The organism is Nonomuraea sp. NPDC048916, from assembly GCF_040649575.1.
Classification (GTDB): Bacteria; Actinomycetota; Actinomycetes; order Streptosporangiales; family Streptosporangiaceae; genus Nonomuraea.
Genome location: NZ_JBEZFS010000042.1, coordinates 60,923 through 85,688 on the forward strand (window position 1 = coordinate 60,923; position 24,766 = coordinate 85,688).

Genomic DNA, 24,766 nt, shown 5'->3' on the forward strand with positions numbered 1-24,766 from the left:
ATCAGGTGGCGGACCTCGTCGCGAAGGGAAGGGAGCGCGGAAGCGTCACCGTCGATGACGTCGCGGCCGCGCTTGACCGATCCGAGCTGCCGTCCGACGCGCTGGAACGCGTCGTGCGGATGCTCGCCGAGAACGGTGTGGAGGTCCTCGAGCCCCAGGGCGACGAGGAGACCACCCGCGCCGATGAGGAAGATGTAGGCAAGCGGGCGCCAACCAGCGATCTGGTCCGCATCTACCTGCGGGAGATCGGGCGGGTGCCCCTGCTGACCGCCGAGGAGGAGGTGGAGCTCGCCAAGTCGATCGAGGCCGGGCTGTTCGCCGAGGACAAACTGGCCAACGGGGTCTCGCGTCTGGCCTTCCCGGAGTTCAGGGAGCTCGTCTGGCAGGGCACGCGGGCCAAACAGCGCCTCATCGAGGCCAACCTCCGGCTCGTGGTGTCGATCGCCAAGCGCTACGTGGGCCGCGGGATGCTGTTCCTGGACCTCATCCAGGAGGGCAACCTCGGTCTCATCCGCGCGGTCGAGAAGTTCGACTACACCAAGGGCTACAAGTTCTCCACCTACGCCACGTGGTGGATCCGGCAGGCGATCACGCGGGCGATAGCCGACCAGGCGCGCACCATTCGCATCCCGGTCCACATGGTGGAGACGATCAACAAGCTGGTCAGAGTCCAGCGCCAGCTGCACCAGGACCTCGGTCGCGAGCCCGTGCCCGAGGAGATCGCCAAGGAGATGGACCTGCCGGTCGATCGCGTGGTGGAGATCCAGCGCATCGCCCAGGAGCCCGTGTCTCTGCAGTCGCCGATCGGTGAGGAGGACTCCGACCTGGGCGACTTCATCGAGGACGCGGACGCGGTCGTGCCCATGGAGGCGGCGGCCTTCATCATGCTGCAGGACCAGCTCGACGACATCCTGGCGACGCTGTCGGAGCGCGAGCAGCGCATCATCCAGCTCCGCTTCGGCCTGGCCGACGGGCATCCCCGCACGCTGGAGGAGGTGGGCAGGGAGTTCGGCGTCACCAGGGAGCGCATCCGGCAGATCGAGTCGAAGACGCTGGCCAAGCTCCGCCACCCGACGCGGGCGCAGATGCTGCGCGACTACCTGGACTGAGCTTCCGCGCTGACGTGCGGCGGGCCCGGGCCCGCCGCCCGTCCTGGTACATCGTGGTGATCGCCCGGTTGACCGCCTCACAGCCCTCGACGTCGCCCTTGCGCATGCCCACGCCCGAGCGTTGCTCGTTGAACTGGGCGTTGGCCAGCCGCAGCCCGGTCCCGTCCTGGGTGGCCAGGCCGGCCAGGATCACGTCGTTGGTGGTGATGGCGTCGACCCGGTCCTCCTTGAGCGCCGCCAGGCAGGCGGCGTAGTCGCGCACCGGCACCACCTGCGCCGCCACCTTGCGCTCCTCCACCACCCGCTGGGCCGCGTTGGATCCCTGCACCTCGCAGATGCGGCGGCCCTTGAGGTCGCGGACGTTGCGGATGCCCGTCTCGTCCTTCCGCGTCAGGATGTCCTGGTAGGAGATGTGGTACGGGCCGGCGAACAGGACCTTCTGCTTGCGGTCCATGCTGATCGTGTAGGTGGCCACCACCAGGTCGGCCGTGCCGGAGGTGAGGACCCGCTCGCGATCGGCGGCCAGCACCGGCACGAATCTGGCCTGCTTGCCGAGCTTGCGGGCGATGTAGCGGGCCACGTCCACGTCGAAGCCCTCGAACGTCCCGTCCGCCTTGCGCAGGCCGACCGAGGGCAGGTCCGGGCGGACCCCGATGACGACCGTGTCCTTGTCCAGGGCCGACTCCTGCGCGCCGGTGCCACAGGATCCGGCGAGCAACGCGGCCAGAGCCAGCGCCACCAACGGCAGCCGCTTCCGTCTACGAGGGAAAGGGGTCAACGGTACTCCTTCAGCCGAGGCCACACCCCTGCGAGGACCAGCAGGCCGATGCCGCCGATCGCGAACGGGAGGAGCCGCCACAGGTTGTCGAGCGCGCTCTCGCCGGAGCCCACGGCCCGCTCGAACACGGCCTGGTGCCGCTCGGCGATGGCCAGCAGCGTCTTGTCGTAGGCGTCGAACGCGTCGCGTACCGGTCCCAGCCGGGCCGCGACGGCCTCGCTGTTCCGGCCGCTGACCGCGAGCTCGCGGAACCTCGTGTCGGCGGCCTGGAACGCCGCGTAGGCCTCCAGCGCCCGCCGGCCGTCCGCTCCGCCGAGTTGCGCGCCCATCAGGCCGAGGTAGCCGTCGGTCCCGGTCTTGACCTCGGCGTGGTAGGTGTCCAGGTTGCCGGCCGGCAGGTAGAACACGGTCTGCGCCTTGTCCAGGTAGGTGTGCTCGTAGGTGTCGGCCCGCACCTTGTCCAGCAGGAAGCGGCTCTGGTCGCCCTGCATGCTGTTGCTGATGGCCCGCGCCCTGGCCACCGTCAGGATCGAGTCGAACCCGTCGGACTTGGCGGTGCGCAGGTCGCGTACGTTCTGCCCGAGCACGTTCATGCCGGTGACCAGCGCGATGGCGGTCACCAGGGTGGCGGCCAGCAGCGCGGGCCCGAACACCCGGCGAAACCTCCGGGCCAGGAAGACCTGGAGCCAGAGCAGGCAGCCGAGCGCCAGCAGCCCGGCCACGACCACCGCGGCCCGCACGGCCGGCACCGTCAGGTTCTTGTCGTCGTGGGTCTCGCGGACGATCGTGCCGTTCTCGAGCGTCAGGTTGTACGCCTGGGGCAGCAGGACCTGCCGCATCAGGTCGGTGGCCTGCCGGTAGATCTCGACGACCTCGGCGGGGGGCGGCCCGGCGGCGTGGCCGGCCCGGCTGTCGAGCAGCAGCGCCTGCCCGGCCAGCCGCTCGTAGCGGCCGAGCCCGTCGAGCACCGACTGCACGGTCTGCCGTTCGGCCGGGTTGTCGCCGGACAGCTCGAACGCCTTCATGAGCGCCTGGTTGGCCTCGGAGCGCCGCTGCTCGTACCTGGCGAGCGCGGCCCGCCGCTGCTCCCCGTAGTCCTTGCCCATCAGCAGCACGTCGGCGACCTGCGCGTCCATGTCACTCAGCCCGAGATACAGGCCGGCCGTGGCGACGACCTGGGGGCCGGCGTCGCGCCCGATGACCCGCAGCCCGTCACGCGCGCTCGCGCTGCCGACGGCCAGCGCGGCGAAGAGCAGCACGAGCGCGCCCACCGTCACGCCCGCGATGACCCGGATCCTGGCGGGCACGCTGCGGCGCCGGGCCGGCGCGGCCGGTGGCCGGATCTGGACCATGGTCACGGTGTGCCCTCCCGGATGGTGATGACGGTCCACGCGCCGACGTGGATCCGGTCGCCGGCGGCCACGGGGACGGGCACGTTGACCGTGAGCTGCTTGCCGTTGACCCGGGTGCCGTTGGAGGAGCCGGGATCCACCAGCGTCCACGAGCCGTCGCGCTGCGCGAGCAGCACGGCGTGCAGATGGGAGACGCCCGGATCCTCCGGCGGGCCGGTCAGGTCGATCTCCGGCCGGCCGTCGCGGGTCCGGCTGCGCCGCCCGATGCGCACCTGCTCGCCGGTGAGGGCGAAGGAGCGTTCGGGGCAGTACGGCGGGAACGCCACGGCGCTCGCGTCGGGCCCGCCCTGGGCGATGACCTCCTCGTAGTAGGCGCGGTCGGCCGCGGTGACCGCCTCCCAGCGGGCGCCGGTGGCCGCGGCCTGGACCGGCGCGCTGCCGCTGTAGTCGTGGCCGCACACCTCGCAGAACTGCCCGGCACGCGGCGTCCGGCAGACCGGGCAGCCCTCGGCGGACGCCTCCGCGGGAGCAGCTCCGGCCGCCGTGGCCGCCGTGGCCGCCGGGGCAGCGGCGGCCGGGGCCGGGCCGCCCGTCATCTGGCTGCCGCAGGTGTCGCAGTAGTCGTCGGCGCCCGACGCGTGGCCCTGGGGGCAGGTCGCCATCAGCTGCCCTCCCCGTCCTTGCGCAGCCGGCTGGTGCGGACGGAGCCGGTGTCGAGCTCGATCTCGTCGGCCTTGTCCACGTTGCGGCGCAGCCGGGCGGTGCCGCTGTGCGGGTCGACCTCGACGACCTTGTCCAGCAGCCGCGCGGTGTCGGAGCGTCCCGACTCGGTCGCCAGCTGCCTGGCCTTGGCCAGGCGGGCGGTCGCGACGTCGACCTGGCCCGCGGCGCGCGCGCTCAGGCCGTCCTGGATCAGCTCGTGCAGCTCGGCCTGGCCGGTGTAGTGGGCGACCTTCCGGTTGATCTGGGTCGAGGCGGCCAGGTCGTCGGTCCACTGCGCGAGCACGTTGCCGCTGGCGAGGACCTCCTGCGTGTCGGGCCGCAGCAGCTTCACCCATCCGGCCCGGATCTCGCTGCCGACCTGGCCGGGCGGCACCTCGACGCACAGGTGGTACTCGCGTTCCTCGGCGCCCCAGGAGCCGGTGGGGTAGTCGCCGGTCAGCGGGTTCACGTCGGTGCGCTTGCCGGTCAGGTCGAGCAGCGTGGGGGAGACCTGCTTGACGAACTTGAGCGTCGCGGTCTGCGGCACCCACACCCGCATCGCCAGCTCGGCCACGGTCTTGCTCATCGACGTCTGGGTGATCTTGCGGAAGAAGTCGGCCAGGTCGCCCTGGTTCCTGACGAAGTCGAAGGTGCCGAGCAGCGCCTCGGCCACCTTCCGCAGCTCGCCGGGCGCCCAGTCGGCGCCCACGCCGAGGCTGTCGCAGACGAACGCGCCCTCGCAGCGGGCCAGCGCGGCGGCGAACACGTCGGCGCGCTCGTTGTTCTGCCCGTCGGTCATCATGATGGCGTGCCTGATCGCGTTGGGATGCGCGGCCAGCAGGTCGCCGGCCAGCAGCAGCCACTGCCCGATGGACGTCCCGCCGTTGGCGGTCAACCGCCCGATGGCGTTCTGCGCCTCCGTCCGGGTGGCGCGCGAGGCCCGCGCCATCTGCCGGCCGTGCGGGTAGATCACCCTGGCCGTGTCGGTCCCGGCGACCACCGCGAAGAACACGCCGTCCCGCAGGCTCTGTACGGCCGTGGCCGCCGCCTGTCTGGCCTCGCGGATCTTCCCGCCGCTCATCGAGCCCGACGTGTCCACGATGATCACTTCGGCGGCCTCGGCGGGGACGGAGGCCGTCGTCGTGGTGACCGCGCCGGTGGAGCCGATGGTGAGGATGGCGTGCACCTCGCGGCCGTCGGTGGACAGGTACTTGTTCTGGTCGATATGCAGAGTGAAGGTGGGCTGGTCACCCATGCGGTCCTCCTAAGGGGATCAGGACGATGGTCACGTTGTCTTGCCCGCCGGAGTCGAGCGCGTGGCGCAGCATCTCGCGGGCCATCTCGAGGGGGGTGCCGGACCGGGGGAAGGCGTATCCGTCGAGGTAGCGCCAGAGGCCGTCGCTGCAGACCAGCAACAGGCCCGGACTTCGCGGGGCCAGGGTCCGCACGCGCGGGGTGACGTCGCCCGCGTCGGCGCCGAGCCAGGCGGTGATCTCACCGGTCGGCGCGGCGTCGTCCTCGGTCAGCGGCTCGCCGGCCGGTGCCCCGCCGCCCGCGGCCGGCGCTCCGCCGAGCGGGCGGGTGTCGTCGGCGGTGGGCTCACCGCCGGGCAGCCAGTAGGCGCGGGTGTCGCCGGCCCAGGCGATCGTGATCTCGCCGCCGGCGACCACCGCGGAGACGTACGTGCAGGCGGGCGCGTGGTCCGCGGAGCTCGCCAGCTTGGCCACCGCCCGCCCGGCCAGCTCGAACGCCTCCACGGCCGGGGCGCCGCGGACCAGGGCGGCGGCGGCCGCCTCCACGGCCACGGCCGAGGCCTCGTCGGCGCGCGGCGAGCTGCCCACGCCGTCGCAGACCACCGCTATGGTCGCCTCGCCGGTGGACAGCAGCGCCATCGCGTCCTCGTTGCGGGCGCGGCGCAGGCCCTTGTCGGTCACCCCGGCCGCGCCGCCGCCGAGCTCGATCTCGGCGTGGTCGCGGCCTGTGGGCTGGCGCAGGCCGCACCGCTCGCAGTAGCCCTCGGCGTCCACGGCGGGCGCGCCGCAGTCGGCGCAGACGGGGGCGTCGAGGCGGTGCCCGCACGCCTCGCAGAAGGAGTCTCCGGCCAGGACCGGAGCCTCGCAGACCGGGCAGTTCACATCCACGTCCTGGGGCGTACGGCGTTGGCCTGGTCGATGAGCGCGTGGCGCTCGTGGCGGGAGTCGGCGGCGACCGCCAGCTTGCGGAAGATGCCCTCCAGCCGTCTGCGGACGCCGGGTTCGGTGAAGGCGGCTCCGGCCACCTTCATCCCGGGCGGGGCGCCCGCGGTGTCGAGCCAGGCGAGCGCCGTCTGCAGCACTTCGGCGGTCATCGACTCCCGGCGGCGCGGGGCCAGGTCGGGCAGGCGGTCCAGCCGGTCGGCCGCGGCGGTCAGCTGCTCGGGCCTGACCGTGTCCAGCCGGGCCTGCCTGGCGACGGACGCCACGAGCGCGAGCTGGGCCGCGACCCGGTGGCTCGAACTGGTGGGCACCTCGTCGAGCACCGCCACGTGCCCGGCCCTGGCCAGTCCGAAGGCGGCGCTGACGTGGCCGTGGTCGGTCCGCCACACGCTCTCGTACCAGCGGACCGCGTCCTGGCCGGAGCACTCCAGGGCGAAGCCCAGCGCCAGCTTGGGCGCGAGCTCGCCGGGCAGCAGGGAGATGCACGCGTCGAACAGCGGCACCGCCTGCCCGGCCCGGCCCTGGGCCAGCGCCAGCACGCCGCGATACCAGGTGACGCGCCAGTCGCCCGGCAGCGCCCGCCCGGCCTCGTCCAGGGCCTGGGCGGCCTGGTCGGAGCCCTGTTCGGCGAGCAGCCTGGCCCTGGTCAGCAGGGTCTCCGGCGTCTTGGGCATCGCCGTCACCTGGGCGACGAGCTCGTCCGGCTCGTGGCCGACCAGACCGGCCAGCGCGCCCGCCGCCGGGTCCGCCGGGTCGGCGAGCGGCACCGGCAGGGCCTCCGCCGCCGCGCGCGGGTCGAGCGGGTCGAAGATGGTCCGCCGGTCCGCGGACAGCGTCGCCCCCGCCGCGATCCGTTCGGGGCCGAACAGCGGCGACGGGGCGGGGTACGGCACGCCGTCGGCGATCGCGCTCACCTCGCGCAGCACGCCGACCAGCTGCGCCTCCATCTCCTCCGCGCTCTGGAACCTGGCGTTCGGATCGGCCGCGGTGGCCCGGCGGAGCAGCCGCGCGAACGACTCGTTGCCGCAGTCGTCCGGCAGCGGGGCGGCCACGCCGCCCCTGGCGGGGCTGAACGACGGCACGGCCAGCACCGCGAGCGTCCTGGCCACCGTGTAGAGGTCGGAGGCGACCGACGAGGGGTGGGTGTCCAGCTCGGGCGCGTGGTAGCCGACCGTGGCCCACGAGGTGCCGGGCGGCGAGCCGAGCCGCTGCACCGCGCCCAGGTCGATCAGCTTGAGCCGCTTGCCCACCCGGATCACGTTGGCGGGCTTGAGGTCGCAGTAGACCAGGCCCTGCTCGTGCAGGTAGCCGAACGCGCGCAGGATCTCCCGCCCGTACATCAGGACCTCGCGCAGCGGCAGCGGACCCTGGCGGCGCAGCTCGTGCAGCGACTGGCCGCCCACGTACTCCATGACGATGTAGCCGAGCCCGGCCGAGCGCTGGAAGTTGAAGATCTTGACGATGTTCGGGTGGTCGACCGTGGTGAGGAACCTGCGCTCGGCCTCCGCCGCGGCCAGAGCCTCGGCGTCGGCGGTGTTGAGCAGGCCCTTGAGCACCACCCACCGGCCGTCCAGGTTCTCGTCGGCGGCCAGGTAGATCCAGCCCAGGCCGCCGTGCGCCAGGCAGCCCAGCACCCGGTACTGGCCGGCGACCAGCTCGTCCTTGCCCAGTTTGGGAGTGAAGGAGAACTGTGTGCGGCAGTGCGGGCAGAACCCGTCGGGCAGGCCCGGCCGCCCCTGCCGGGAGCGTCCGACGGGCTGGCCGCAGGCCGGGTTGGCGCAGAACCGCTTCTCCTCGGCCACCTGGGGGTCGGCCATCACCGCGCTCTTCGGGTCGCGGTAGGGCACCGAGGGCAGATCGGCGAGCTCGGCCAGCACGCCCGCGCGTGACCGCCCGCTGCTCACCGGGCTCGTCATGGGCCGGCTCACGGGCTGCGTGTGCGGCGAGGAGGGGTCGGGAGGCGGCGCCGCGGCGCTCTCCGCGTGACCGCACAGGTCACAGAAGCCCTCGTCGATGGTGCCGGTGCAGCCGGGCTGCCGGCAGCTGGTCATCGTCCACCTCCGTGGATCGCGCGCTGGTAGAGGTCGACGGCTTCGGCCGCCTTGGTCAGGTCGCAGGGGGCGGTCCACAGGAGTGACCGCGCCCGCTCGTACAGCCGGGTGGTCTCGGGGTCCTCGGCCCGGCCCTTGCGCACGGCCATCGCCTGGCACGCGCCGAGCCGCCCGCGCAGCTCGTCACGCCGCCCGACCAGCCCGAACAGCGCCTTGGCCGTGGCCTGCGCCTGCCCGGCCGCCTCCTGCGCCGCCCGCTCCAGCGCGGCCAGCCGACCGGCTCGCGGCACCCAGCCCTCGGTGGAGACGTCGAGCGCGTCGAGCTCGTCGGTGAGAGCCCCTATCCTGCTCCTCGGGGCGGCCTGCGGCGGCAGGGCGATCTTGACGACGACCGCGCCGTGGGCCAGCCGGGCGTCGCTCTCCGCGGCCCGCACCCGGTCGAGCGCGGCCGCCAGGTCCTCGCGCCGCCTGCCGTACTCCTGCTTGACCTGGAGGGCCTGCTCCAGGTCGGCGCGGCAGCGGGACAGCAGGGCGGTGATCCGGTCCAGCTCGTGCTCGGGCGGGGGCGAGCCGAGCGGGTCCTCCAGCGTGGCGGCGCGCATCCGGTTCAGGTCGCCCTTCGCCTGGCCCAGGTCGATCGTCTCGCCGAGCTGGTTCTGCAGGGCGGTCACCGTGCTCAGCTCGCCGGCCGCGGCGTCGAGGCGGGGGAGTGCGGCGGACCAGGCGGCGTCGATCTCCGCCAGCACGTCGGTGGCCTCCTGGAAGGCCGCGTCCATTCGCAGCACGGCCTGGTCGAGGGTGAGCCGCTCGTCCGCCTCGGGTAACAGGGAGCGCTGCTCGACGGGCTTGGCCGCGGCCTTCAGCACCACCGACGGGCCCGCGAGCAGCGCCGTCAGCTCGGCCAGTTGCTCGGCGCCCATCCGCTCGCGGGTCGCCCTGATCCGCTCCGCGTTGCGGAGCACGCCCCGGTAGGCGTCGTAGAGCACCCAGAGGGTGGACAGCGCGGCCTGCCCGGCGGCCCACCGCCGCTGGGTGGCGCCACGCAGGGACGAGCCCTTGAGGAGCTGATAGGTGGTGTGCGATTCGAGATCGAGCAGGTCTCCCGAGATGCGGTCACGCTCGTCGGCCCGGGCGCGCAACGCGTGTTCGGCGCCCTCCCTGCTCATGGGTGGTCCCAGACTCATCACGCTCCCCGTGAACCGGGCCCCCCGGCACCCCGCTTAACCCGGACAACGGCAGATGTATCGGGTTGGTTCCGGCGGGGTGGGGAGGACCCTGACTTGTCCCTGATTCAACCCTGTATCGCCTGCAAACGGCTTAAACGATCTCTTATCGTCATGGACATGGGACGCATACTAATGATCGCAGCGGTGATCGTCGCCGCGCTCTTCCTCCTCGGCCCCCTTGTGGGCTTCGTCTTCACGCTGCTCAAGTGGGCGCTCATCCTCAGCGCCGCCGCGCTCGTCGTCGTCCTCGCCACGAAGTGGTTCGCCAGGACATAGCTTCCGCCCGCGTCGCGGCGCATAGTGGATTGATGGAGGCGCGGCCCGCGGTCGACGACGCCGCGCTCGGGCGCGAGGCACTGTCCGTGCTCGAGGCGAACTGGACGGGCACCGCCACCGTGCCCGCGCCCGGCCTCTACCCACACCAGTGGAGCTGGGACTCCGCCTTCATCGCGATGGGGCTGGCCCGGCACCGCCCCGACCGCTCCCGGGCCGAGCTGCTCAACCTGCTGCGGGGGCAGTGGGCCACCGGGATGGTCCCGCACATCGTCTTCCACACCCCTGAGGCATACTTCCCCGGGCCGTCCGTCTGGCGCTCGCACGACCACGACGCCGCGCCGGCCCTGCTCACCTCGGGTCTCACCACCCCGCCGCTGCACGGGCTGGCCCTGTGGTGGATCTACCGGCACACCGGCGACGCCGACTTCGTCCGGCGGGCCTTCCCCGCGCTGGCCGCGCAGCACGGCTACCTCGCCGCCGCCCGCGACCTGGGCGGCGCCGGACTGGCCGCGATCGTACATCCCTGGGAGTCGGGCATGGACGACAGCCCCGCCTGGGACGAGGCCCTCGCCGCCCTGCCCGAGATCAGGTACGGCTACCGCAACGTCGACCTCGACGAGCGCCACCCGGACAGCGACCACGACCGCTACGTCTGGCTGGCCCTGCGCTACCGCAACGCCGGATACCGGGCCGAATACCTCAGGGACGAGCACCCGTTCGCCATCGAGGACCCGATGTTCAACGGGATCTGGCTCGCCTCCTGTCAGGCCATGGCCGAGCTGGCGCCACTCGCCCACGCCGACCCCGTGCCCCACGCCGAGCAGGCCGAGCGCATCAGGCGGGGCCTCCTCGACCGCCTCTGGGACGGCTGCTTCTACGCCCGCGACCTGCGGGCCGACCGGCTCATCCGGGTCTGCACCGTCGGCGGGTTCGGCCCGCTGCTCGACCCCGGGCTGCCGGCCGAACACGTCAGCGCGGTCGTCGAGGTGCTCGAGTCGGCCAGGTTCATGGGCGCGACCGGTTACCCGGTGCCCAGCTGCGAGATCCGCGCCACCCAGTTCGACCGCACCCGCTACTGGCGCGGCCCCTCCTGGGTGAACACCAACTGGCTGCTGCGCCGGGCGGCCGCCGTGCACGACCTCGGGCCGCTGCGCGAGCACCTCACCAACGGCACTCTGCGGCTCGTCCGGCAGGCCGGCTTTCGCGAGTGCTTCGACCCCTTCGACGGCAGCGGCCGCGGGTGCCGCGACTTCTCCTGGAGCGCGGCGCTCACCCTGGACCTGCTCGCGGATACCGTTGGGGCATGAGTTTCCTGCGCCGCCTGCCGTCCGAAGTCCGCAAGACCCTGGCCACCGAGCCGGGAGAGCGGGTGCTGACGTTCGCCGGTTCCGACGGCGGCTACGTGGTGGCGACCAACCTGGCGCTGTTCCTGTCCGACGGCACCCGCGTGCCGTACGAGACGATCGACCGGGCGTCCTGGGACGAGGACGGGTTGCGCGTCGTGACCACCGGCGGTGAGAGGCGCCACGAGCGGGTCGGCGAGCCGCGGCTGCTGCCCGAGACCGTCCGCGAGCGCGTCAACGCCACGATCGTGGTGAACAAGCGGGTCGAGCTGCCCGGGCGCGGTGGTGTGCGGCTGGTCGCCCGGCGCCGTCCCGGAGGAGAGGTGCTCGGCTGGACCCTCGTCTTCGACGACGGCCTCGATCCCGACGACCCCGGGCTGCGCGCTCAGGCGGAGCAGGCCCTGGAAGGAGTGCGGCGCAGCATGGGCGTGTGATCGCACACGCCCATGCCGCGCCGGTCGTGAGGCCGGTCGTGAGGCCGGTCGTGAGGCCGGTCGTGAGTCCGGTCGTCAGTGCCGGTCAGTAGGGAATGCCGCTCTTGCCGGCCTTCTGCTGCTCGGGCTGTTGCTCGGGCTGTTTCTCGGGCCATCCCGTGCCGTCGTCCGTTCGATGCTCCTTCTCCCCCAGGAACGGGATCCGATGCTGCAGCGTGTCACCCACCCTGTGCCGGGCCACCTCGGCCGCCTTCGACACCTGCGCGCCGACCAGTCCCGCGGCCCCTTGGACCTTCGGGTTGTCCGCGACACGCTGGGCGGTTTGCTTGATCTGTTCGTAGCGCTCGCGGCCTGCCCGGCTGCCCAGCACGTAACCGACAGCCAGCCCGACAACGAATGTCATTCGATAGCGCATTTCGCACCTCCGCTGTCTCCGGCTCTACCCCGATGATGATGCGACACGCACTCCCGGAGTGCGCTAATGTAGTCGTGCGCCGAGCGGAGGCCTCAAACACCTACCAGACAGCGCAGATGTTCGATCCCGCGTAGCTCAACGGCAGAGCAGCCGGCTGTTAACCGGCAGGTTATAGGTTCGAGTCCTATCGCGGGAGCGACAGCAGCCGAAGGCCCCCTTCCCGGGTTCCGGGAAGGGGGCCTTCGCGTGTCATCCGGCTGGCCGTCCCGCCGCTCCTGATCGCCGTCGCCGATCGGGTACGGCGATCCGAGCTGTGATGTCACGCTTTGTAGCAAGAAGGTCACGTGATTTTCCATTTGCCGGGACAAACCCCGGATCGCGCGGCAGGATGAGGAAGCCACGCCCGCTAGGGGCGGGGCAGCCGCGGGCATCCATGTGGGCGGTGTGGAAAGGGCGCCGCCGGCAGGAGGGCGTCGCCGACCCGGAATCGGCGGGGCGCTCCGTCTAACGGAAAAGTGCTGGTTACTGCGTGCGTACCTGGATCAGGTCCCTGCGTCCCTTCGATGCCCTCGCCGTACAGACCATCATCGAGCGGACGATCGACGTCCGTGAGGCGGAGCGCTTCATCAGGCTCTTCCACGAGGAGAACCCCTCCGCGGGCGACCCGCAGCCGCGGCTGCGCGAGGTCGCCAGGGACATCGCCCGCTACGGCGCCTACACGCACACCTACGAGGAACTGCAGTTCGGCGCCCGGGTGGCCTGGCGCAACAGCAACCGCTGCATCGGGCGGCTCTACTGGCGGTCGCTGAAGGTGCGCGACCGCAGGCAGGTCCTCAGCGCCGAAGGGGTGGCGATCGAGTGCGTGGAGCACCTGCGCGAGGCGACGGGCGAGGGAGGGAAGATCCGGCCCACGATCACCGTGTTCCCACCCGACACGCCCGGACTGCCGGGGCCGCGGGTGCTCAACGAGCAGCTCATCCGCTACGCCGGATACCGCGCCGGCTCCGGCGAGATCATCGGCGACCCGCGCTACGTGGACTTCACCGAGCGGGTGCGCGCGTTGGGCTGGCGCGGCCCGGGTGGCCGGTTCGACGTGCTGCCGCTGGTCGTCCAGCCCGGCCGCGGCGAGCCGCTGCTCTGCAACCTGCCCGGTGACGCCGTCCTGGAGGTGCCCATCGTCCATCCGGAGTATCGGTGGTTCGAGGAGCTCGGGCTGCGCTGGCACGCCGTGCCCGCGATCTCCAACCTCTGCCTGGAGATCGGCGGCCTCTGCTACCCGTGCGCGCCGTTCAACGGCTGGTACATGGGCGCGGAGATCGGCGCCCGCAACCTGGCGGACGTCACCCGCTACCACCAGCTTCCCGTGGTGGCCGAACGGCTCGGCCTCGACACCTCGACCGAGCGGTCGCTGTGGCGCGACCACGCGCTGGTGGAGCTGAACGTGGCGGTGCTGCACTCGTTCGAGCGGGCCGGGGTGACGATGACCGACCATCACACCGAGTCCGGCCGCTTCCTCACGCACCTGGCCAAGGAGGAGAAGGCGGGGCGGGTGTGCCCGGCCGACTGGTCGTGGATCGTCCCGCCCATCTCGGGCGGCGTCACGCCCGTCTTCCACCGCTACTACGACAACCGCGTGCTCACCCCCGCCTACGTCCACCACCGCTGAGAGCGCCTTGCGCCCAAGGGCTAGAACATGGTTCTGTGAGCGCATGGCCGAACTCGTGCTCTCCTCGGTGGACCAGGGCGTGCTCACCTTGACCTTCAACCGTCCCGAACGGCTCAACGCCTGGACGGACGCGATGGGGCGGCGCTACTTCGACCTGCTGGAAGAGGCCGAGAAGGATCCCGGGGTGCGGGCCGTCGTGGTGACCGGAGCCGGCAAGGGCTTCTGCTCGGGGGCGGACTTCCAGATGCTCAACGACATCCAGACCGGCGCCTACGACGAGGAGCCCGATCCGCGCCCCAACACGTTCCCCACCGCGATCCGCAAGCCGATCATCGCCGCGGTCAACGGGGCCTGCGCCGGGCTCGGCATGGTGCACGCGCTCGTCTGCGACCTGGTGTTCACCGCCGCCGAGGCCAAGTGGACGACGGCCTTCCCGCGCCGTGGCCTGGTCGCCGAGTACGGGCTGTCCTGGATACTGCCGCGGATCATGGGCCAGCAGCGGGCGATGGACATCCTGCTGTCCGGCCGCACGTTCACCGGCGCCGAGGCGTTCGAGCTCGGGCTGGTCAACCGCGCGGTGCCGCGGGAGTCGCTGCTGGCCGAGGCCCAGGACTACGCGCGGGAGCTCGCGGTGCACAGCTCGCCCGCCTCCATGGCCGTCATCAAGCGCCAGGTCTGGAACGACTGGGACATCACCCTCGACGAGTCGGCCAAGACCGCCACCGAGGAGATGGTCGCCTCCTTCGGCCGCCCCGACTTCGCCGAGGGCGTGACCAGCTTCCTCGAACGCCGCCTGCCCGACTTCCCGCCCCTGTAGGGAGCCCTCGTCAGGAGAGCCGGCGGGCGCCCGGGGAGGGGACGGCGGGGAGGAAACGCGGCGGCTGCCAGGAGCGGGCGGCGTAGGCGTCCGAGACGGACCGCTGGACGGATTCGAGACGGTCCTCGGCGACCAGGGCGATGGCGGAGCCGCCGAAGCCGCCGCCGGTCATGCGGGCGCCGCGGGCGCCGCCGCGCAGCGACGCCTCGACCGCGACGTCCAGCTCGGGCGACGACACCTCGTACTGGTCGCGCAGTGACAGGTGGGAGGCGTTGAGCAGGGCGCCGATCTCCGTCACGGCGCCGGCGCGGAGCAGGCCGATGAGGGCCTCGACCCGGTGGTTCTCCGTGACGACGTGCATGACGCGCCTGCGCTCGGCGCCCTGCAACCGGTCGAGGGCCCCGGCCAGGTCGGTGACGTCGCGCAGCGCGGCCACGCCGAGCTTGCGGGCCGCCGACTCGCACTCGGCCCGGCGCTTGGAGTACTCGCCGCCCGCGTGCTCGTGGTGCACCCGCGTGTCGATGACGAGCAGGCGCAGGCCGTGGGCGGCCAGGTCGAGCGGGACCCTGCGGTGGCCGAGCGAGCGGCAGTCGAGGAACAGCGCGCAGCCCTCCTCGCACAGCGCCGAGGCGGCCTGGTCCATGATGCCGCACGGCATGCCGACGAAGTCGTTCTCGGCCCGCCGGCCGAGCAGGGCCACCTCCATGGGCGTCATGCCGAGGGCGTGCAGGTCGTTGAGGGCGGAGGCGACGGACACCTCCAGGGCGGCGCTGGAGCTGAGCCCGGCGCCCTGCGGGACGTCGCCGTCGATCGCGATGTCGGCGCCCGGCACCTGGTCGCCCAGCATCGCGAACACGCCCACGACGTAGCGGGCCCAGCCCTGGGCGTCGCCGGGGTCGGCGATCGTGACCGGGTCGGGGGAGGACTGGAGCGAGAGAAGCCGGATCGTCCGGTCGCCGCGCGGGCTGACCGCGGCGGTGACGCCCCAGGGCACCGCGAACGGCAGGACGAAGCCGTCGTTGTAGTCGGTGTGCTCGCCGATCAGGTTGACCCGGCCGGGCGCGTGCCAGACGGTGGCCGGGTCCGCGCCGAAGGCCGAACGGAAAGCTTCAACAACGCGCATAATCGAACACTCCTCAACAATCGACCTTCCGTAGACTAGCGCGAGTGGAGGAACTGCTGGATCCCGCGACGACCTCCGTCCGGGTGCTGCTGAGGCACGACGACAACAAGGCGCGCAAGCTCAAGTACAACCTGGGTCACGCGCGGGTGCTCACCTTCGGCGGCGCCCACTCCAACCACATCAGGGCGGTGGCCGCGGCCGGCCGGCGGCACGGCTTCGAGACGATCGGGGTGATCCGCGGCGAGGAGCGGCTGCCGCTCAACCCGTCGCTCGCCTACGCCGTCGCCTGCGGGATGACGCTCACCTACCTCGACCGGGCCGCCTACCGGCTGAAGCACACGCCCGAGGTGCTGGCCGACCTGCGCGCGCGGTGGGGCGACGTGACGATCCTGCCCGAGGGCGGCAGCAACGCGGCGGCCGTGCGGGGCTGCGCGGAGCTGCCGGGGGAGATCGCCGAGGACTACGACGTGATCTGCTGTCCCGTGGGCACCGGTGGCACGCTGGCCGGCATCGCGGCGGGGCTGCCGCCGGGCAAGCGGGCGATCGGGTTCGCGGTGTTGAAGGGGGCAGGGTTCCTCGCGGGGGAGGTCTCCCGGTTGCAGCGCGCGGCGTACGGGCGGGTCTGGCGCAACTGGTCGGTGGACCTCGACTACCACTTCGGAGGGTACGCCCGATCAACACCCGCCTTGGACGGATTTATCGCGAAATATCAGGTCGAAGGGGTGTACGTGGCGAAGATGCTCTACGGCCTGCTCGACCGCGTACGGCAGGGCGCCTTCCCCGACGGCACCCGCATCGTCGCCGTCGTCACCGGTCAGCCCTCGATCCCCGTCGCCGTGTGAGGCGCCCCGACCGGCTTCGACTCGGGTGACCCGCGCTGACGCAGGTAGATCGACAGCTAATCGCGAAGAACCACGTCAGCCCGGCGAAGATGAGGACCAGCGTCAGCACGAACATCACGCGCATCAGTCCTCCACGCCGCAGTCGTAGGGCAGGTCGAACTCCGGCGCGCAGCCGGCCGCCCGCACCCGCCAGCCGTCGGTGAACCGGTGCAGGACCACCGTGTCGCGGGCCAGCCGCACCACGGCCTCGTCACCCCAGACCTCGACCGCGGTGACCGGGCCACCGGGCCCCAGGTCCAGACCGGCGAGCGCCGTGGCGCACGTCTCGCCGGCGAGGACGACTCTCATGCGTCACAGTTGCCCGGTCACGGACCGGGCATTCTGGGCTCGTGACGCGGCTAGTCGAGCTGGTCGAGGATCGGCGTGACGAGCGCGTTGAGCTCGCGCACCAGCACCAGCAGGGCCCGCTCGGCCGACTCCTCCACCTTGTCGTGCGGGCCCTCCGGCTCCGGCGGCAGGTCGTCGAGCGGCACCGGCACCTCGACCAGCAGCGTGGCCCGCAGGAACGGGATCCTGGCCAGGTCCTGCTGCGTCGGCTCGACGTACTGGCCGAAGGTCTCCTGCCAGCCCAGCCAGCCGCGGTCGCGCCACCAGGCGCGCGAGCGGGTGAGCTCCTCGGGCAGCGGCGAGACCAGCCTGACCCGCGCGTTGAGGGTGCCGTCCCAGGTGTTGCGGTGGCAGGTCGCGTCGAGGACCCGCCGGTCCCAGCGCACGTAGCCGGGGTTGAGCGACGGCGGGGTGGCCAGCCGCCAGGCCGCGCAGGCGAACCTGACCGGCGCGATGTCGCCCCATTCGAACTCTTCGAGATTTTTGCGCACGTGCACGGCATAGCGCCCGCCACGATCCCTGTCGAACTCCTGATCGATCCAGAACGCTCTGCTCATGGGGACTACGCTACGGCGCTCCGTTTGCTGCCGGAGCGCCGAGGTCCGAAAGGGCGCCGCGCCAGGAGCGAACAGGGCCGTGTGGTCATCGGAGTTGCGCTGCATTAAATGACCACATAGTCTCATTTGGTCAAATATTTGAGGTGAGATGGGATGGTCAAGGTGGGACGGCCACCGCAGGACCCGGCGCGCCAGCTGGAGCGCGCGCACCGGATCCTCGACGCCGCGGCCGAGCTGATCGAGCGCTGGGGCTACGACAAGACGACGATCGACGACGTGGCCAGGCGGGCCGGGGTCGCCAAGGGCACCATCTACCTGCACTGGAAGACCCGTGACGAGCTCTTCGCCGCCCTGCTGCGCCGCGAGCGGGCGCACATGCTCGAAGAGGTGCGCGAACGAGCCCCCGCCACACTGCGCGACCTGGTCGGGGAGCTCGCCGCCGAGCTGGTGCGCAGGCCGCTGATGCAGGCGGTCCTGCTGGGCGACTCCGAGGTGCTCGGCAAGCTGACCCGGCGGAAGCGGCGCGGCGAGAGCGGGCTCGACCTGGGCGCCGCCTTCGAGGAGTATCTGGGCGAGCTGCGCGAGCTGGGCGCCGTCCGCGCCGACCGCACACCGCCGGAGCAGTTCGCGGTGCTCGGCGCGGTCATCTACGGGTTCCTGCACACGCGCGACATCATGCCGGAGGCCATGCGGACGCCGGACGACCGGCTGGTCGAGCTGATCGCCGAGACCGCCGGTCTGGCCCTCGGCACGGGCACGACACCGTCCGGCCCCGCCTCGCGCGCCATCGGGCGGGCCACCGCCGGCTACCTCGACACCATGGTGGAGATCGCGCGACACAAGCTCGCGACCTCCCTCGGCTCGTAAGGAGCGTGTCACGTGAGGGCCTTACTCCCTCTGGACGATCCCGCCGCCGACCTCGCCACAGCGGGTGGGAAGGGCGCCTCACTGGCCAGGCTGGCCAAGGCCGGGCTGCCCGTCCCCGGCGGATTCCTCATCACCACCGCCGCCTACCGGGCGTACGTCGCGGACTTCCACGACCAGATCGTCGAGGCCGCCTCCCGGGGCGACGCCGGCCGGATCGCCGAGCTGTTCGCCGCGCACGACATGCCCGCCGCGATCGCCGCCCGGATCCAGGAGGCCCACGCCGAGCTGGGCGACGACGTTCCCGTGGCCGTGCGGTCGTCGGCCACCGCCGAGGACCTGCCCGGCATGTCGTTCGCCGGGCAGCAGGACAGCTTCCTCAACATCAGGGGCGAGGCGCTGCCCGGTGCGGTCCATCGCTGCTGGGCCTCGCTGTGGAACGCCCGCGCCATCGCCTACCGCGAGCGGCACGGCGCGCCCCACGACGACGTCGCGCTGGCCGTGGTGGTGCAGGAACTCGTCGACGCCGACGCCGCGGGCGTCATGTTCACCGCCGACCCGGTCAGCGGCGCCCGCGACCGGACCGTGATCAACGCCTCCTGGGGGCTGGGCGAGGCCGTCGTCGGCGGCCAGGTCACCCCCGACACGATCGTGGTGTCCGCCGGCGCCGTCACCGAGGCCCGGACCGGCGACAAGACCGTCATGACCGTACGCACGCCCGGCGGCACCGCCGAGCGGCCGGTGCCCGGCGACCTCCGCGAGGCGCCCGTGCTCGACGAGGCGCAGGCCCTGCGGCTCGCCGCGATCGGCTCACGCGTCCAGGAGCTGTACGGCACGCCGATGGACGTGGAGTGGGCCAGACACGACGGCGAGTTCTTCGTCCTCCAGGCCCGGCCCGTCACCGGCCTCACCGAGCAGGTCGAGGAGTGGAACGACAGCCTCAAGGGTGACCACCTGTGGACCGGCGGCAACCTCGGCGAGGCCATCCCCGACGTGATGACCCCCGCCACCTGGTCGTTCGTCCAGCTGTTCATCCGGGAGGCGATGTCCGCCTCGACGCTGCCCGATTTCGACCTGGTCGGCAACATCGGCGGCCGTTTCTACATGAACCTCAGCGTGATGTTCTCGGTCGCCCGAGCACTGGGCATGCGGAGCAGGCTCGGCGCGGTCGAGCAGATCTTCGGCAAGGTGCCGCCCGGCCTGGACGTGCCGCTGCTGGAGGTCTCCCGCTGGGGGATCATCAAGCGGGTCCTGCCCATGGCCGTCCGCATCCGCAGGCGGGTCCGCGACAACCTGAAGGAGCTGCCCGCCTTCCTGGCCACCGCCCGGCAGCGCGGCGAGCGCGTCCGCGACCGCATCGCGGCCACGGCGGCCCCCTCCGAGCTGGCCGCTTTGTGGGCGGGCGAGATCGAGCCGTACATCGTCACCGCCTCCCGGATGCTGGAGGCGGCCGGCCGGCAGGGCAGCACGACGCTCGTCTTCACCCGCGACCGGCTGCGCACGATGATGGGCGACGTCGACGCCGAGGCCATGCTCACCGGTGTCAGCGCGGGCGGCGAGCTGGCCAGCCTCGGCCCCGTGATGGGCCTGAACCGGCTGGCCAGGGGCGAGATCGACCGTGACACGTTCGCCCGCGTCTACGGGCACCGGGGGCCGCACGAGTTCGAGGTCTCCATCCCGCGCCCGGGAGAGGACCCCGCCTGGATCGACGCCGCCCTCGCCGGGCTGCGCGACCTGCGCGACGACACCGCCGCGCTGCTCGCCCGCCAGCAGGAGGCCCGCGAGGCCGCCTGGGCCCGCTTCGCCCGGCGCTACCCGGGCAAGGAGGCCAGGATGCGCGCCCGGGTCAAGCGCTGGAACGCGGTCGTGCGCGACCGCGAGTCGACCCGCTCGGAGGTCGTGCGCGCGTTCTGGGCGCTCCGGGCGTTCACGGTGCGCGCAGGGGAGCTGACCGGGCACGGCGACGACCTGTTCTACCTCTACCTGGACGAGATCCTCGCCGTCCTGCGCGGCTCCACCGAGCCGCTCGCCAAGGTCGCGATGCGGCGCGCGACCTACCGGAGGTACGCCTCGCTGCCGCCGTACCCGCAGCTGATCGTCGGCCGGTTCGACCCGGTCCGCTGGGCCGCCGACCCCGGCAGGCGCACCGACCTCTACGACGCGCGAGGCGCCGCCGTGCCCGTCAGCGACACCGTGACCGGTTTCCCCGGCGCTCCCGGCATCGTGGAGGGGGTGGCCCGGGTGCTGTCCGGCCCGGAGGACGGCGACCGGCTGGCGCCCGGCGAGATCCTGGTGACGACGCTGACGAACGTCGGCTGGACGCCCATGTTCCCCCGGGCGGCGGCCGTGGTGACCGACATGGGCGCGCCGCTGTCGCACGCCTCGATCGTGGCCAGGGAGCTGGGCATCCCCGCCGTGGTGGGCACCGGCAACGCCACGGCGCGCCTGCGCGACGGCGACCGTGTCCGGGTGGACGGCGAGCGGGGCACGGTGGAGTTGCTGACGTGAAAAGTCTCCGCCAAGTCGGGAGCCTCCGCCCGCGGCCGTGACACACGATGACCGCCATGATCGAACAGTGCGACCTGCGCGAGCTCGAGGCCAGGTGCGCCCTCTTCAGGCGCGCCAAGCAGGCCCTCGACGGGGGCGCCACCGACGACGAACTCCGCGCGCTCCAGGAGAGCCCCTCCCCGGCGACGAACGGGCCGGACCTCATCGCCGAGCCCGGGGAGCCGTTCGCCGCCCGTCCGCGCCGCCGCCGATGGTCTTGACGCCCGAGATCAACACGGGGCCCGGCCCGTGCCTTTCGCGGTGACGTGAAAGGCGCGGGCCGGGCCCCGGTTGGGCGGGCTCTCAGGCGGGCATGGCCGCCATGGCCTTGCACGCGTCGGCGCAGGCCTTGCACTTCTCGGCGCAGCGCTTCATCGTCGCGTCACTGCTCATGGTCATACACGCCTCGGCGCACCTGGTGGCCACCTGAGCGCACATCTTGGCGACGTCCATCGCCATCGGCGACTGGCGCATCATCATGTCGGCGCAGATGCGCGTCATGTCCGAACAGTCCATGAGCGCGCCCATCATCGCCATGTCGACGTGCTTGCCACCCTGCTGCAGGCAGTAGCTCATCGTCTGCTCGCAGGATCGGTGACTTTCCATGCACGCGTCGATGCATCGCTGCATCTCGGGACTTAGCTGTCCCTCATTTCTCATTATTTCCTCCCGTGTTGACGGCCGCGCCCGTGCTGGGTCGCGGCCGAATGGGTTACCACGTCGTGGAATACCCCAAATCAGACAGAAGGGGCTGGGAGGGTCAGAAGCTTTGTTGCCTGTTGACCTGCTCTCTTCGATGAGAGAGAGGGAGGCTCACCCTCACGGGTGATCAGCCCGTCGGCTGCCCGGCCTCGGCCGGACGGCCGGTCGGGGGTACGTGGCGGAGTCTGACCACCGCCAGGATCGCCGCGCCGGCGGCGATCACCGCGGACGTGACAGCGGCCACGTTGAGCCCGCTGGTGAAGGCCTCGCGAGCCGGGCCGAGCACCGCGGCGCCCAGCTCGGCCGGCAGCTCTCGCGCCGCCGACACCGCGCCGCCGAGGCTGTCACGGGCGGCCGCGGCGGCCTCGGGCGGCAGGCCGGCCGGCAGCGCGCCGCCGACCTGGGCGCGGTAGACGGCCGCGCCGATGCTGCCGATGATCGCGATGCCGAGCGAGATGCCCAGGTCGCTGCAGGTCGTGGCCAATCCCGAGGCCGCGCCCGCCTTCCGCGGCGGCACCGAGCCCACGACCAGGTCGGTGGTCAGCGCCATGGACGGCGCGACGGCGGGATAGAGCACCATGAAGCCCGCGACCAGCAGCGGCAGCCCGCCCGTGCTGCCGACCTGGGTGAGCATCAGATAACCGATCACCTGTACGGCCAGCCCGGCCGCGATCAGGTATCCCGGTCGGACGCGGCGTACCAGGATCGGCGAGAGCGTGGAGACGAGCACCAGCAGGGCCGCCGCCGGCAGGACCCACAACCCCGCCCGCAGCGGTGAGAGCCCCTCGACGAGCTGCAGGTGCTGCGTGAACAGCAGGTACACGCCCCCGAGCGCCGTCGCGGCGAGGAGGAAGACGCCCAGCGCGCCGCTGATCGTGCGGTTGGCGAACAGCCGCACGTCCAGCAACGGTTCCGGCAGACGCAACTGGCGGATGACGAACCACGCGCCGAACGCCACCCCGGCCGCGATGCTCGCCAGCGGCAACGTCGGCGCCACATCCTTGGCCAGCTCCTTCACGCCGTAGACGATGGGCAGCAGGGTGGCCAGCGACAGCGCCACGCTGAACAGGTCGAGGCGGCCCGCCGCCGGGTTGCGGTTCTCGGGCAGCAGCAGCAGGGCGCCGATCAGCACCACCACCATGACCGGCACCGCGATCAGGAAGCCCGCGCGCCAGGAGAAGGCCTCCAGCAGTGCCCCGCCGAGCACGGGGCCGAGGCCGGTGCCGACGGAGATGCCGCCCGCCCAGACCCCGACGGCGATGCCGCGCTGTCGCGGGTCGGTGAACATGGCGAAGATCAGGCCCAGGGTGGCGGGCATCTGGGTGGCCGCCGCGATGCCCAGCACGGCACGCCAGAGGATCATCAGCCCGGGGTCGGAGGTGTTGGCGGCGATCAACGAGACGACGGCGAAGGCGGCCGCGCCGGCCATCAGCAGCCGCCGATGGCCGACCCGGTCGCCCAGGGTGCCCATGGTGACCAGGAGCCCGGCCATCAGGAAACCGTAGATGTCGATGATCCACAGTGTTTGCGCGTTGCTCGGCTCCAGGTCCGCGGCCAGCTGGGGGATGGCCAGGAACAAGATGGTGAGCATCATGAACAGGAGCATGGCGGGCAGGGCCAGCACCGCCAGCCCGAGCCACTCCTTGAGGCCGGCACGGTGACCGGTGTCGATGTCCGTGGATGACATGGGGAAGCCCCTATCCGTTGAACCATACGGGGGATGGGTATAGCGAAGAGCGCACACCATACCCTGGTCGGGTGTGAGGCGGAAAGGCCGGATCGCGTGCGGTGCCCGATGCCGTGATCGGCGGTCCCCATCGAGCCCGGGTCGCGTCGGGGCGTGCCGGCCTACGCCAGGAATACCATGGGGGGGTATAGTGTTCGGGTGATGGCGGCGATCGTGGCGGGAGGTGGGCCGAGCCGGCCGGGGACGACCCCGGCGGCCGCGCGCTCATCCGCCCCTCGCCGCTCGAAGTACGCCTGGCCGCATTCCCGACCCGATGGAGGAGAGATCGACATGAGCACAGCCACCTACACCGTGAAGGGCATGACCTGCGGCCACTGCGTCGGCTCGGTCAAGGAAGAGGTGAACGAGGTGCCCGGCGTCACGAACGTCGAGGTCGACCTGGCCACCGGCTCGCTGACCGTGGACGGCGACGGCGCCGTCGACCCGGCGCGGATCGTGGCCGCCGTCGAGCGGGCCGGCTATGAAGTGGCGGGCCGGTCATGAACACCGGTGTCAAGATCGGCTCCTATGTCCTGGGGCTGGCCGTGGTCTTCGGCGGGGCCCTGGGCGTGGGCACGGTGGTCCGGCCGGTCGAGGCGCCGCCGGCGGAGGACCACGCCGCCATGGCGACGCCCACGCACGACACGGGCCATGAACAGGCCGCCTCCCCGCAGAAGGCGAGCGATACCCCCGGAGGGCTCCAAGTGTCCGAGAAGGGCTACACTCTCACCCCGCTCACCGCGACGATCAGGACCGGCGAGCCCACAGACTTCCGCTTCGCCGTGACCGGCCCCGACGGCCGGCCGATCACCGACTACCAGGTGCAGCACGACAAGAAGCTCCATTTCATCGTCGTATCCCGTGACCTGGACACCTTCCAGCACCTGCACCCCGCCGAGGCGGGCGGCGGCACCTGGTCGGTCAAGCTCACGCTGCCCGGCCCCGGGGCGTACCGGGCGTTCGCCGACTTCGCCCCGGCCGGGGGGAGCGGGCTGACACTGGGCACCGACCTCCTGGTGGCGGGGGAGTACGAGCCGAAGGCGCTGCCGAAGCCCAGCCGTACGGCGAACGTCGACGGCTACACCGTCACGCTCGACGGCGAGCTGACCCCCGGGCAGTCGAGCAGGCTCACCCTGAAGGTGAGCAAGGACGGCGAGCCGGTCACCGACCTGCAGCCCTACCTCGGCGCCTACGGCCATCTGGTGGCCCTGCGCGCCAGAGACCTGGCCTACCTGCACGTCCACCCGGACGGCGAGCCGGGCGACGGCACGACGAAGGCCGGACCCGAGATCGTCTTCTACGCCGAGGTGCCCAGCGACGGCGACTACCGCCTGTTCCTGGACTTCCAGCACGGGGGGGAGGTCCGGACGGCCGATTTCACCCTCGGCACCGGCCGGGCGATGGCGCCGGCCCCCGAGACGACGCCCAGCGGCAACGACGGCCACGGGCACTGAGCGAGAGAAAGGAGAAGGATGATGTCCTCACTCACCGACGACCACCAGGGCGTGGTCGAGCTCTCGATCGGCGGGATGACCTGTGCCTCCTGCGCCAACCGGATCGAGCGCAAGCTCAACAAGCTCGACGGGGTGACCGCGACGGTCAACTACGCGACGGAGAAGGCCAAGGTCACCTTCGCCGACGGTGTCGACCCGGG

Annotated in this window: 27 protein-coding genes and 1 tRNA gene; 14 read left to right on the forward strand and 14 right to left on the reverse strand. The window is 72.1% G+C overall.

The window, feature by feature from the left end:
• The first annotated feature begins 5 nt into the window (after positions 1 to 5).
• Complete coding sequence (gene rpoD, locus AB0C16_RS33495; RefSeq protein ID WP_357688941.1) at positions 6 to 1,109, forward strand: RNA polymerase sigma factor RpoD; 1,104 nt, start codon at positions 6 to 8, stop codon at positions 1,107 to 1,109.
• Here rpoD and AB0C16_RS33500 read toward each other — a convergent pair.
• From AB0C16_RS33500 to AB0C16_RS33530, 7 genes are read right to left on the reverse strand one after another with little or no spacing between them, the layout of a single operon-like run.
• On the reverse strand, positions 1,015 to 1,887 hold the full coding sequence (locus tag AB0C16_RS33500; RefSeq protein WP_357688943.1) for a transporter substrate-binding domain-containing protein: 873 nt from the start codon (positions 1,885 to 1,887) through the stop codon (positions 1,015 to 1,017). The genes rpoD and AB0C16_RS33500 overlap by 95 nt on opposite strands.
• On the reverse strand, positions 1,884 to 3,245 hold the full coding sequence (locus AB0C16_RS33505; RefSeq protein WP_357688945.1) for a hypothetical protein: 1,362 nt from the start codon (positions 3,243 to 3,245) through the stop codon (positions 1,884 to 1,886). The genes AB0C16_RS33500 and AB0C16_RS33505 overlap by 4 nt, the downstream gene beginning before the upstream one ends.
• Positions 3,242 to 3,901, reverse strand: coding sequence for an FHA domain-containing protein (locus tag AB0C16_RS33510; RefSeq protein ID WP_357688947.1), 660 nt, complete (start codon positions 3,899 to 3,901; stop codon positions 3,242 to 3,244). The genes AB0C16_RS33505 and AB0C16_RS33510 overlap by 4 nt, the downstream gene beginning before the upstream one ends.
• Positions 3,901 to 5,196, reverse strand: coding sequence for a VWA domain-containing protein (locus AB0C16_RS33515; protein ID WP_357688949.1), 1,296 nt, complete (start codon positions 5,194 to 5,196; stop codon positions 3,901 to 3,903). Before AB0C16_RS33515 ends, AB0C16_RS33510 begins: the two co-directional genes overlap by 1 nt.
• Positions 5,189 to 6,082, reverse strand: a complete 894-nt coding sequence (locus AB0C16_RS33520; protein ID WP_357688951.1) for a protein phosphatase 2C domain-containing protein — start codon at positions 6,080 to 6,082, stop codon at positions 5,189 to 5,191. Before AB0C16_RS33520 ends, AB0C16_RS33515 begins: the two co-directional genes overlap by 8 nt.
• Positions 6,073 to 8,187, reverse strand: a complete 2,115-nt coding sequence (locus AB0C16_RS33525) for a tetratricopeptide repeat protein (protein WP_357688953.1) — start codon at positions 8,185 to 8,187, stop codon at positions 6,073 to 6,075. Before AB0C16_RS33525 ends, AB0C16_RS33520 begins: the two co-directional genes overlap by 10 nt.
• Positions 8,184 to 9,353: a hypothetical protein gene (locus AB0C16_RS33530; RefSeq protein ID WP_357688955.1), complete on the reverse strand. Its 1,170-nt coding sequence runs from the start codon at positions 9,351 to 9,353 to the stop codon at positions 8,184 to 8,186. Before AB0C16_RS33530 ends, AB0C16_RS33525 begins: the two co-directional genes overlap by 4 nt.
• A gap of 177 nt (positions 9,354 to 9,530) precedes the next feature.
• Between AB0C16_RS33530 and AB0C16_RS33535 the strand changes: the two genes are divergently transcribed.
• From AB0C16_RS33535 to AB0C16_RS33545, 3 genes are read left to right on the forward strand one after another with little or no spacing between them, the layout of a single operon-like run.
• The gene (locus AB0C16_RS33535) at positions 9,531 to 9,689 is read left to right on the forward strand and encodes a hypothetical protein (RefSeq protein ID WP_357688957.1); all 159 of its coding nucleotides are present in this window, start codon (positions 9,531 to 9,533) and stop codon (positions 9,687 to 9,689) included.
• 32 nt (positions 9,690 to 9,721) lie between these two features.
• Positions 9,722 to 10,996 carry a hypothetical protein gene (locus AB0C16_RS33540; RefSeq protein WP_357688959.1) on the forward strand — a complete coding sequence of 425 codons (1,275 nt, stop codon included), beginning with the start codon at positions 9,722 to 9,724 and terminating at the stop codon, positions 10,994 to 10,996.
• Positions 10,993 to 11,466, forward strand: a complete 474-nt coding sequence (locus tag AB0C16_RS33545) for a hypothetical protein (protein ID WP_357688961.1) — start codon at positions 10,993 to 10,995, stop codon at positions 11,464 to 11,466. Before AB0C16_RS33540 ends, AB0C16_RS33545 begins: the two co-directional genes overlap by 4 nt.
• Positions 11,467 to 11,551: 85 nt before the next feature.
• Here the strand turns inward: AB0C16_RS33545 and AB0C16_RS33550 are convergent, their stop codons facing one another.
• Positions 11,552 to 11,881, reverse strand: a complete 330-nt coding sequence (locus AB0C16_RS33550; protein WP_357688963.1) for a YtxH domain-containing protein — start codon at positions 11,879 to 11,881, stop codon at positions 11,552 to 11,554.
• Positions 11,882 to 12,005: 124 nt separating this feature from the next.
• Here AB0C16_RS33550 and AB0C16_RS33555 point away from each other — a divergent pair.
• From AB0C16_RS33555 to AB0C16_RS33565, 3 genes are all read left to right on the forward strand, one after another.
• Positions 12,006 to 12,077: transfer RNA gene (locus AB0C16_RS33555), tRNA-Asn, on the forward strand.
• Between the two features lie 333 nt (positions 12,078 to 12,410).
• On the forward strand, positions 12,411 to 13,547 hold the full coding sequence (locus tag AB0C16_RS33560; protein ID WP_357688965.1) for a nitric oxide synthase oxygenase: 1,137 nt from the start codon (positions 12,411 to 12,413) through the stop codon (positions 13,545 to 13,547).
• Positions 13,548 to 13,590: 43 nt separating this feature from the next.
• Positions 13,591 to 14,364: an enoyl-CoA hydratase-related protein gene (locus AB0C16_RS33565; RefSeq protein ID WP_357688967.1), complete on the forward strand. Its 774-nt coding sequence runs from the start codon at positions 13,591 to 13,593 to the stop codon at positions 14,362 to 14,364.
• A 10-nt stretch (positions 14,365 to 14,374) separates the two neighbouring features.
• Here the strand turns inward: AB0C16_RS33565 and galK are convergent, their stop codons facing one another.
• Positions 14,375 to 15,487, reverse strand: coding sequence for a galactokinase (galK, locus tag AB0C16_RS33570; RefSeq protein ID WP_357688969.1), 1,113 nt, complete (start codon positions 15,485 to 15,487; stop codon positions 14,375 to 14,377).
• Between the two features lie 44 nt (positions 15,488 to 15,531).
• Here galK and AB0C16_RS33575 point away from each other — a divergent pair, with 44 nt between their 5' ends.
• Entirely contained in the window at positions 15,532 to 16,329 is a 798-nt protein-coding gene (locus AB0C16_RS33575) for a pyridoxal-phosphate dependent enzyme (protein WP_357688971.1), read from the forward strand.
• Here AB0C16_RS33575 and AB0C16_RS33580 read toward each other — a convergent pair.
• From AB0C16_RS33580 to AB0C16_RS33590, 3 genes are all read right to left on the reverse strand, one after another.
• The gene (locus AB0C16_RS33580; RefSeq protein WP_357688995.1) at positions 16,302 to 16,385 is read right to left on the reverse strand and encodes a DUF6766 family protein; all 84 of its coding nucleotides are present in this window, start codon (positions 16,383 to 16,385) and stop codon (positions 16,302 to 16,304) included. The genes AB0C16_RS33575 and AB0C16_RS33580 overlap by 28 nt on opposite strands.
• A 67-nt stretch (positions 16,386 to 16,452) precedes the next feature.
• Positions 16,453 to 16,677: a hypothetical protein gene (locus AB0C16_RS33585; protein WP_357688973.1), complete on the reverse strand. Its 225-nt coding sequence runs from the start codon at positions 16,675 to 16,677 to the stop codon at positions 16,453 to 16,455.
• Positions 16,678 to 16,727: 50 nt separating this feature from the next.
• Positions 16,728 to 17,273, reverse strand: coding sequence for a hypothetical protein (locus tag AB0C16_RS33590; protein ID WP_357688975.1), 546 nt, complete (start codon positions 17,271 to 17,273; stop codon positions 16,728 to 16,730).
• Positions 17,274 to 17,426: 153 nt separating this feature from the next.
• Here AB0C16_RS33590 and AB0C16_RS33595 point away from each other — a divergent pair, with 153 nt between their 5' ends.
• From AB0C16_RS33595 to AB0C16_RS33605, 3 genes are read left to right on the forward strand one after another with little or no spacing between them, the layout of a single operon-like run.
• Entirely contained in the window at positions 17,427 to 18,140 is a 714-nt protein-coding gene (locus tag AB0C16_RS33595; RefSeq protein ID WP_357688977.1) for a helix-turn-helix domain-containing protein, read from the forward strand.
• Positions 18,141 to 18,152: 12 nt separating this feature from the next.
• The gene (locus AB0C16_RS33600) at positions 18,153 to 20,645 is read left to right on the forward strand and encodes a PEP/pyruvate-binding domain-containing protein (protein ID WP_357688979.1); all 2,493 of its coding nucleotides are present in this window, start codon (positions 18,153 to 18,155) and stop codon (positions 20,643 to 20,645) included.
• A gap of 56 nt (positions 20,646 to 20,701) precedes the next feature.
• Complete coding sequence (locus AB0C16_RS33605) at positions 20,702 to 20,905, forward strand: hypothetical protein (RefSeq protein ID WP_357688981.1); 204 nt, start codon at positions 20,702 to 20,704, stop codon at positions 20,903 to 20,905.
• An 82-nt stretch (positions 20,906 to 20,987) separates the two neighbouring features.
• On the opposite strand, the gene AB0C16_RS33610 is transcribed toward AB0C16_RS33605, so the two are convergent.
• The gene (locus AB0C16_RS33610; RefSeq protein WP_357688983.1) at positions 20,988 to 21,290 is read right to left on the reverse strand and encodes a hypothetical protein; all 303 of its coding nucleotides are present in this window, start codon (positions 21,288 to 21,290) and stop codon (positions 20,988 to 20,990) included.
• Positions 21,291 to 21,513: 223 nt separating this feature from the next.
• Positions 21,514 to 23,073 (reverse strand): MFS transporter, encoded by a 1,560-nt coding sequence (locus AB0C16_RS33615; protein WP_357688985.1) that lies wholly within the window; start codon positions 23,071 to 23,073, stop codon positions 21,514 to 21,516.
• Between the two features lie 330 nt (positions 23,074 to 23,403).
• Between AB0C16_RS33615 and AB0C16_RS33620 the strand changes: the two genes are divergently transcribed.
• The 3 genes from AB0C16_RS33620 to AB0C16_RS33630 all read left to right on the forward strand — a co-directional run.
• Positions 23,404 to 23,616 carry a heavy metal-associated domain-containing protein gene (locus tag AB0C16_RS33620; RefSeq protein WP_357688987.1) on the forward strand — a complete coding sequence of 71 codons (213 nt, stop codon included), beginning with the start codon at positions 23,404 to 23,406 and terminating at the stop codon, positions 23,614 to 23,616.
• On the forward strand, positions 23,613 to 24,566 hold the full coding sequence (locus AB0C16_RS33625) for a hypothetical protein (RefSeq protein ID WP_357688989.1): 954 nt from the start codon (positions 23,613 to 23,615) through the stop codon (positions 24,564 to 24,566). The genes AB0C16_RS33620 and AB0C16_RS33625 overlap by 4 nt, the downstream gene beginning before the upstream one ends.
• A 21-nt stretch (positions 24,567 to 24,587) precedes the next feature.
• The coding region (locus AB0C16_RS33630; RefSeq protein ID WP_357688991.1) for a heavy metal-associated domain-containing protein at positions 24,588 to 24,766 on the forward strand (179 nt) is incomplete at its 3' end.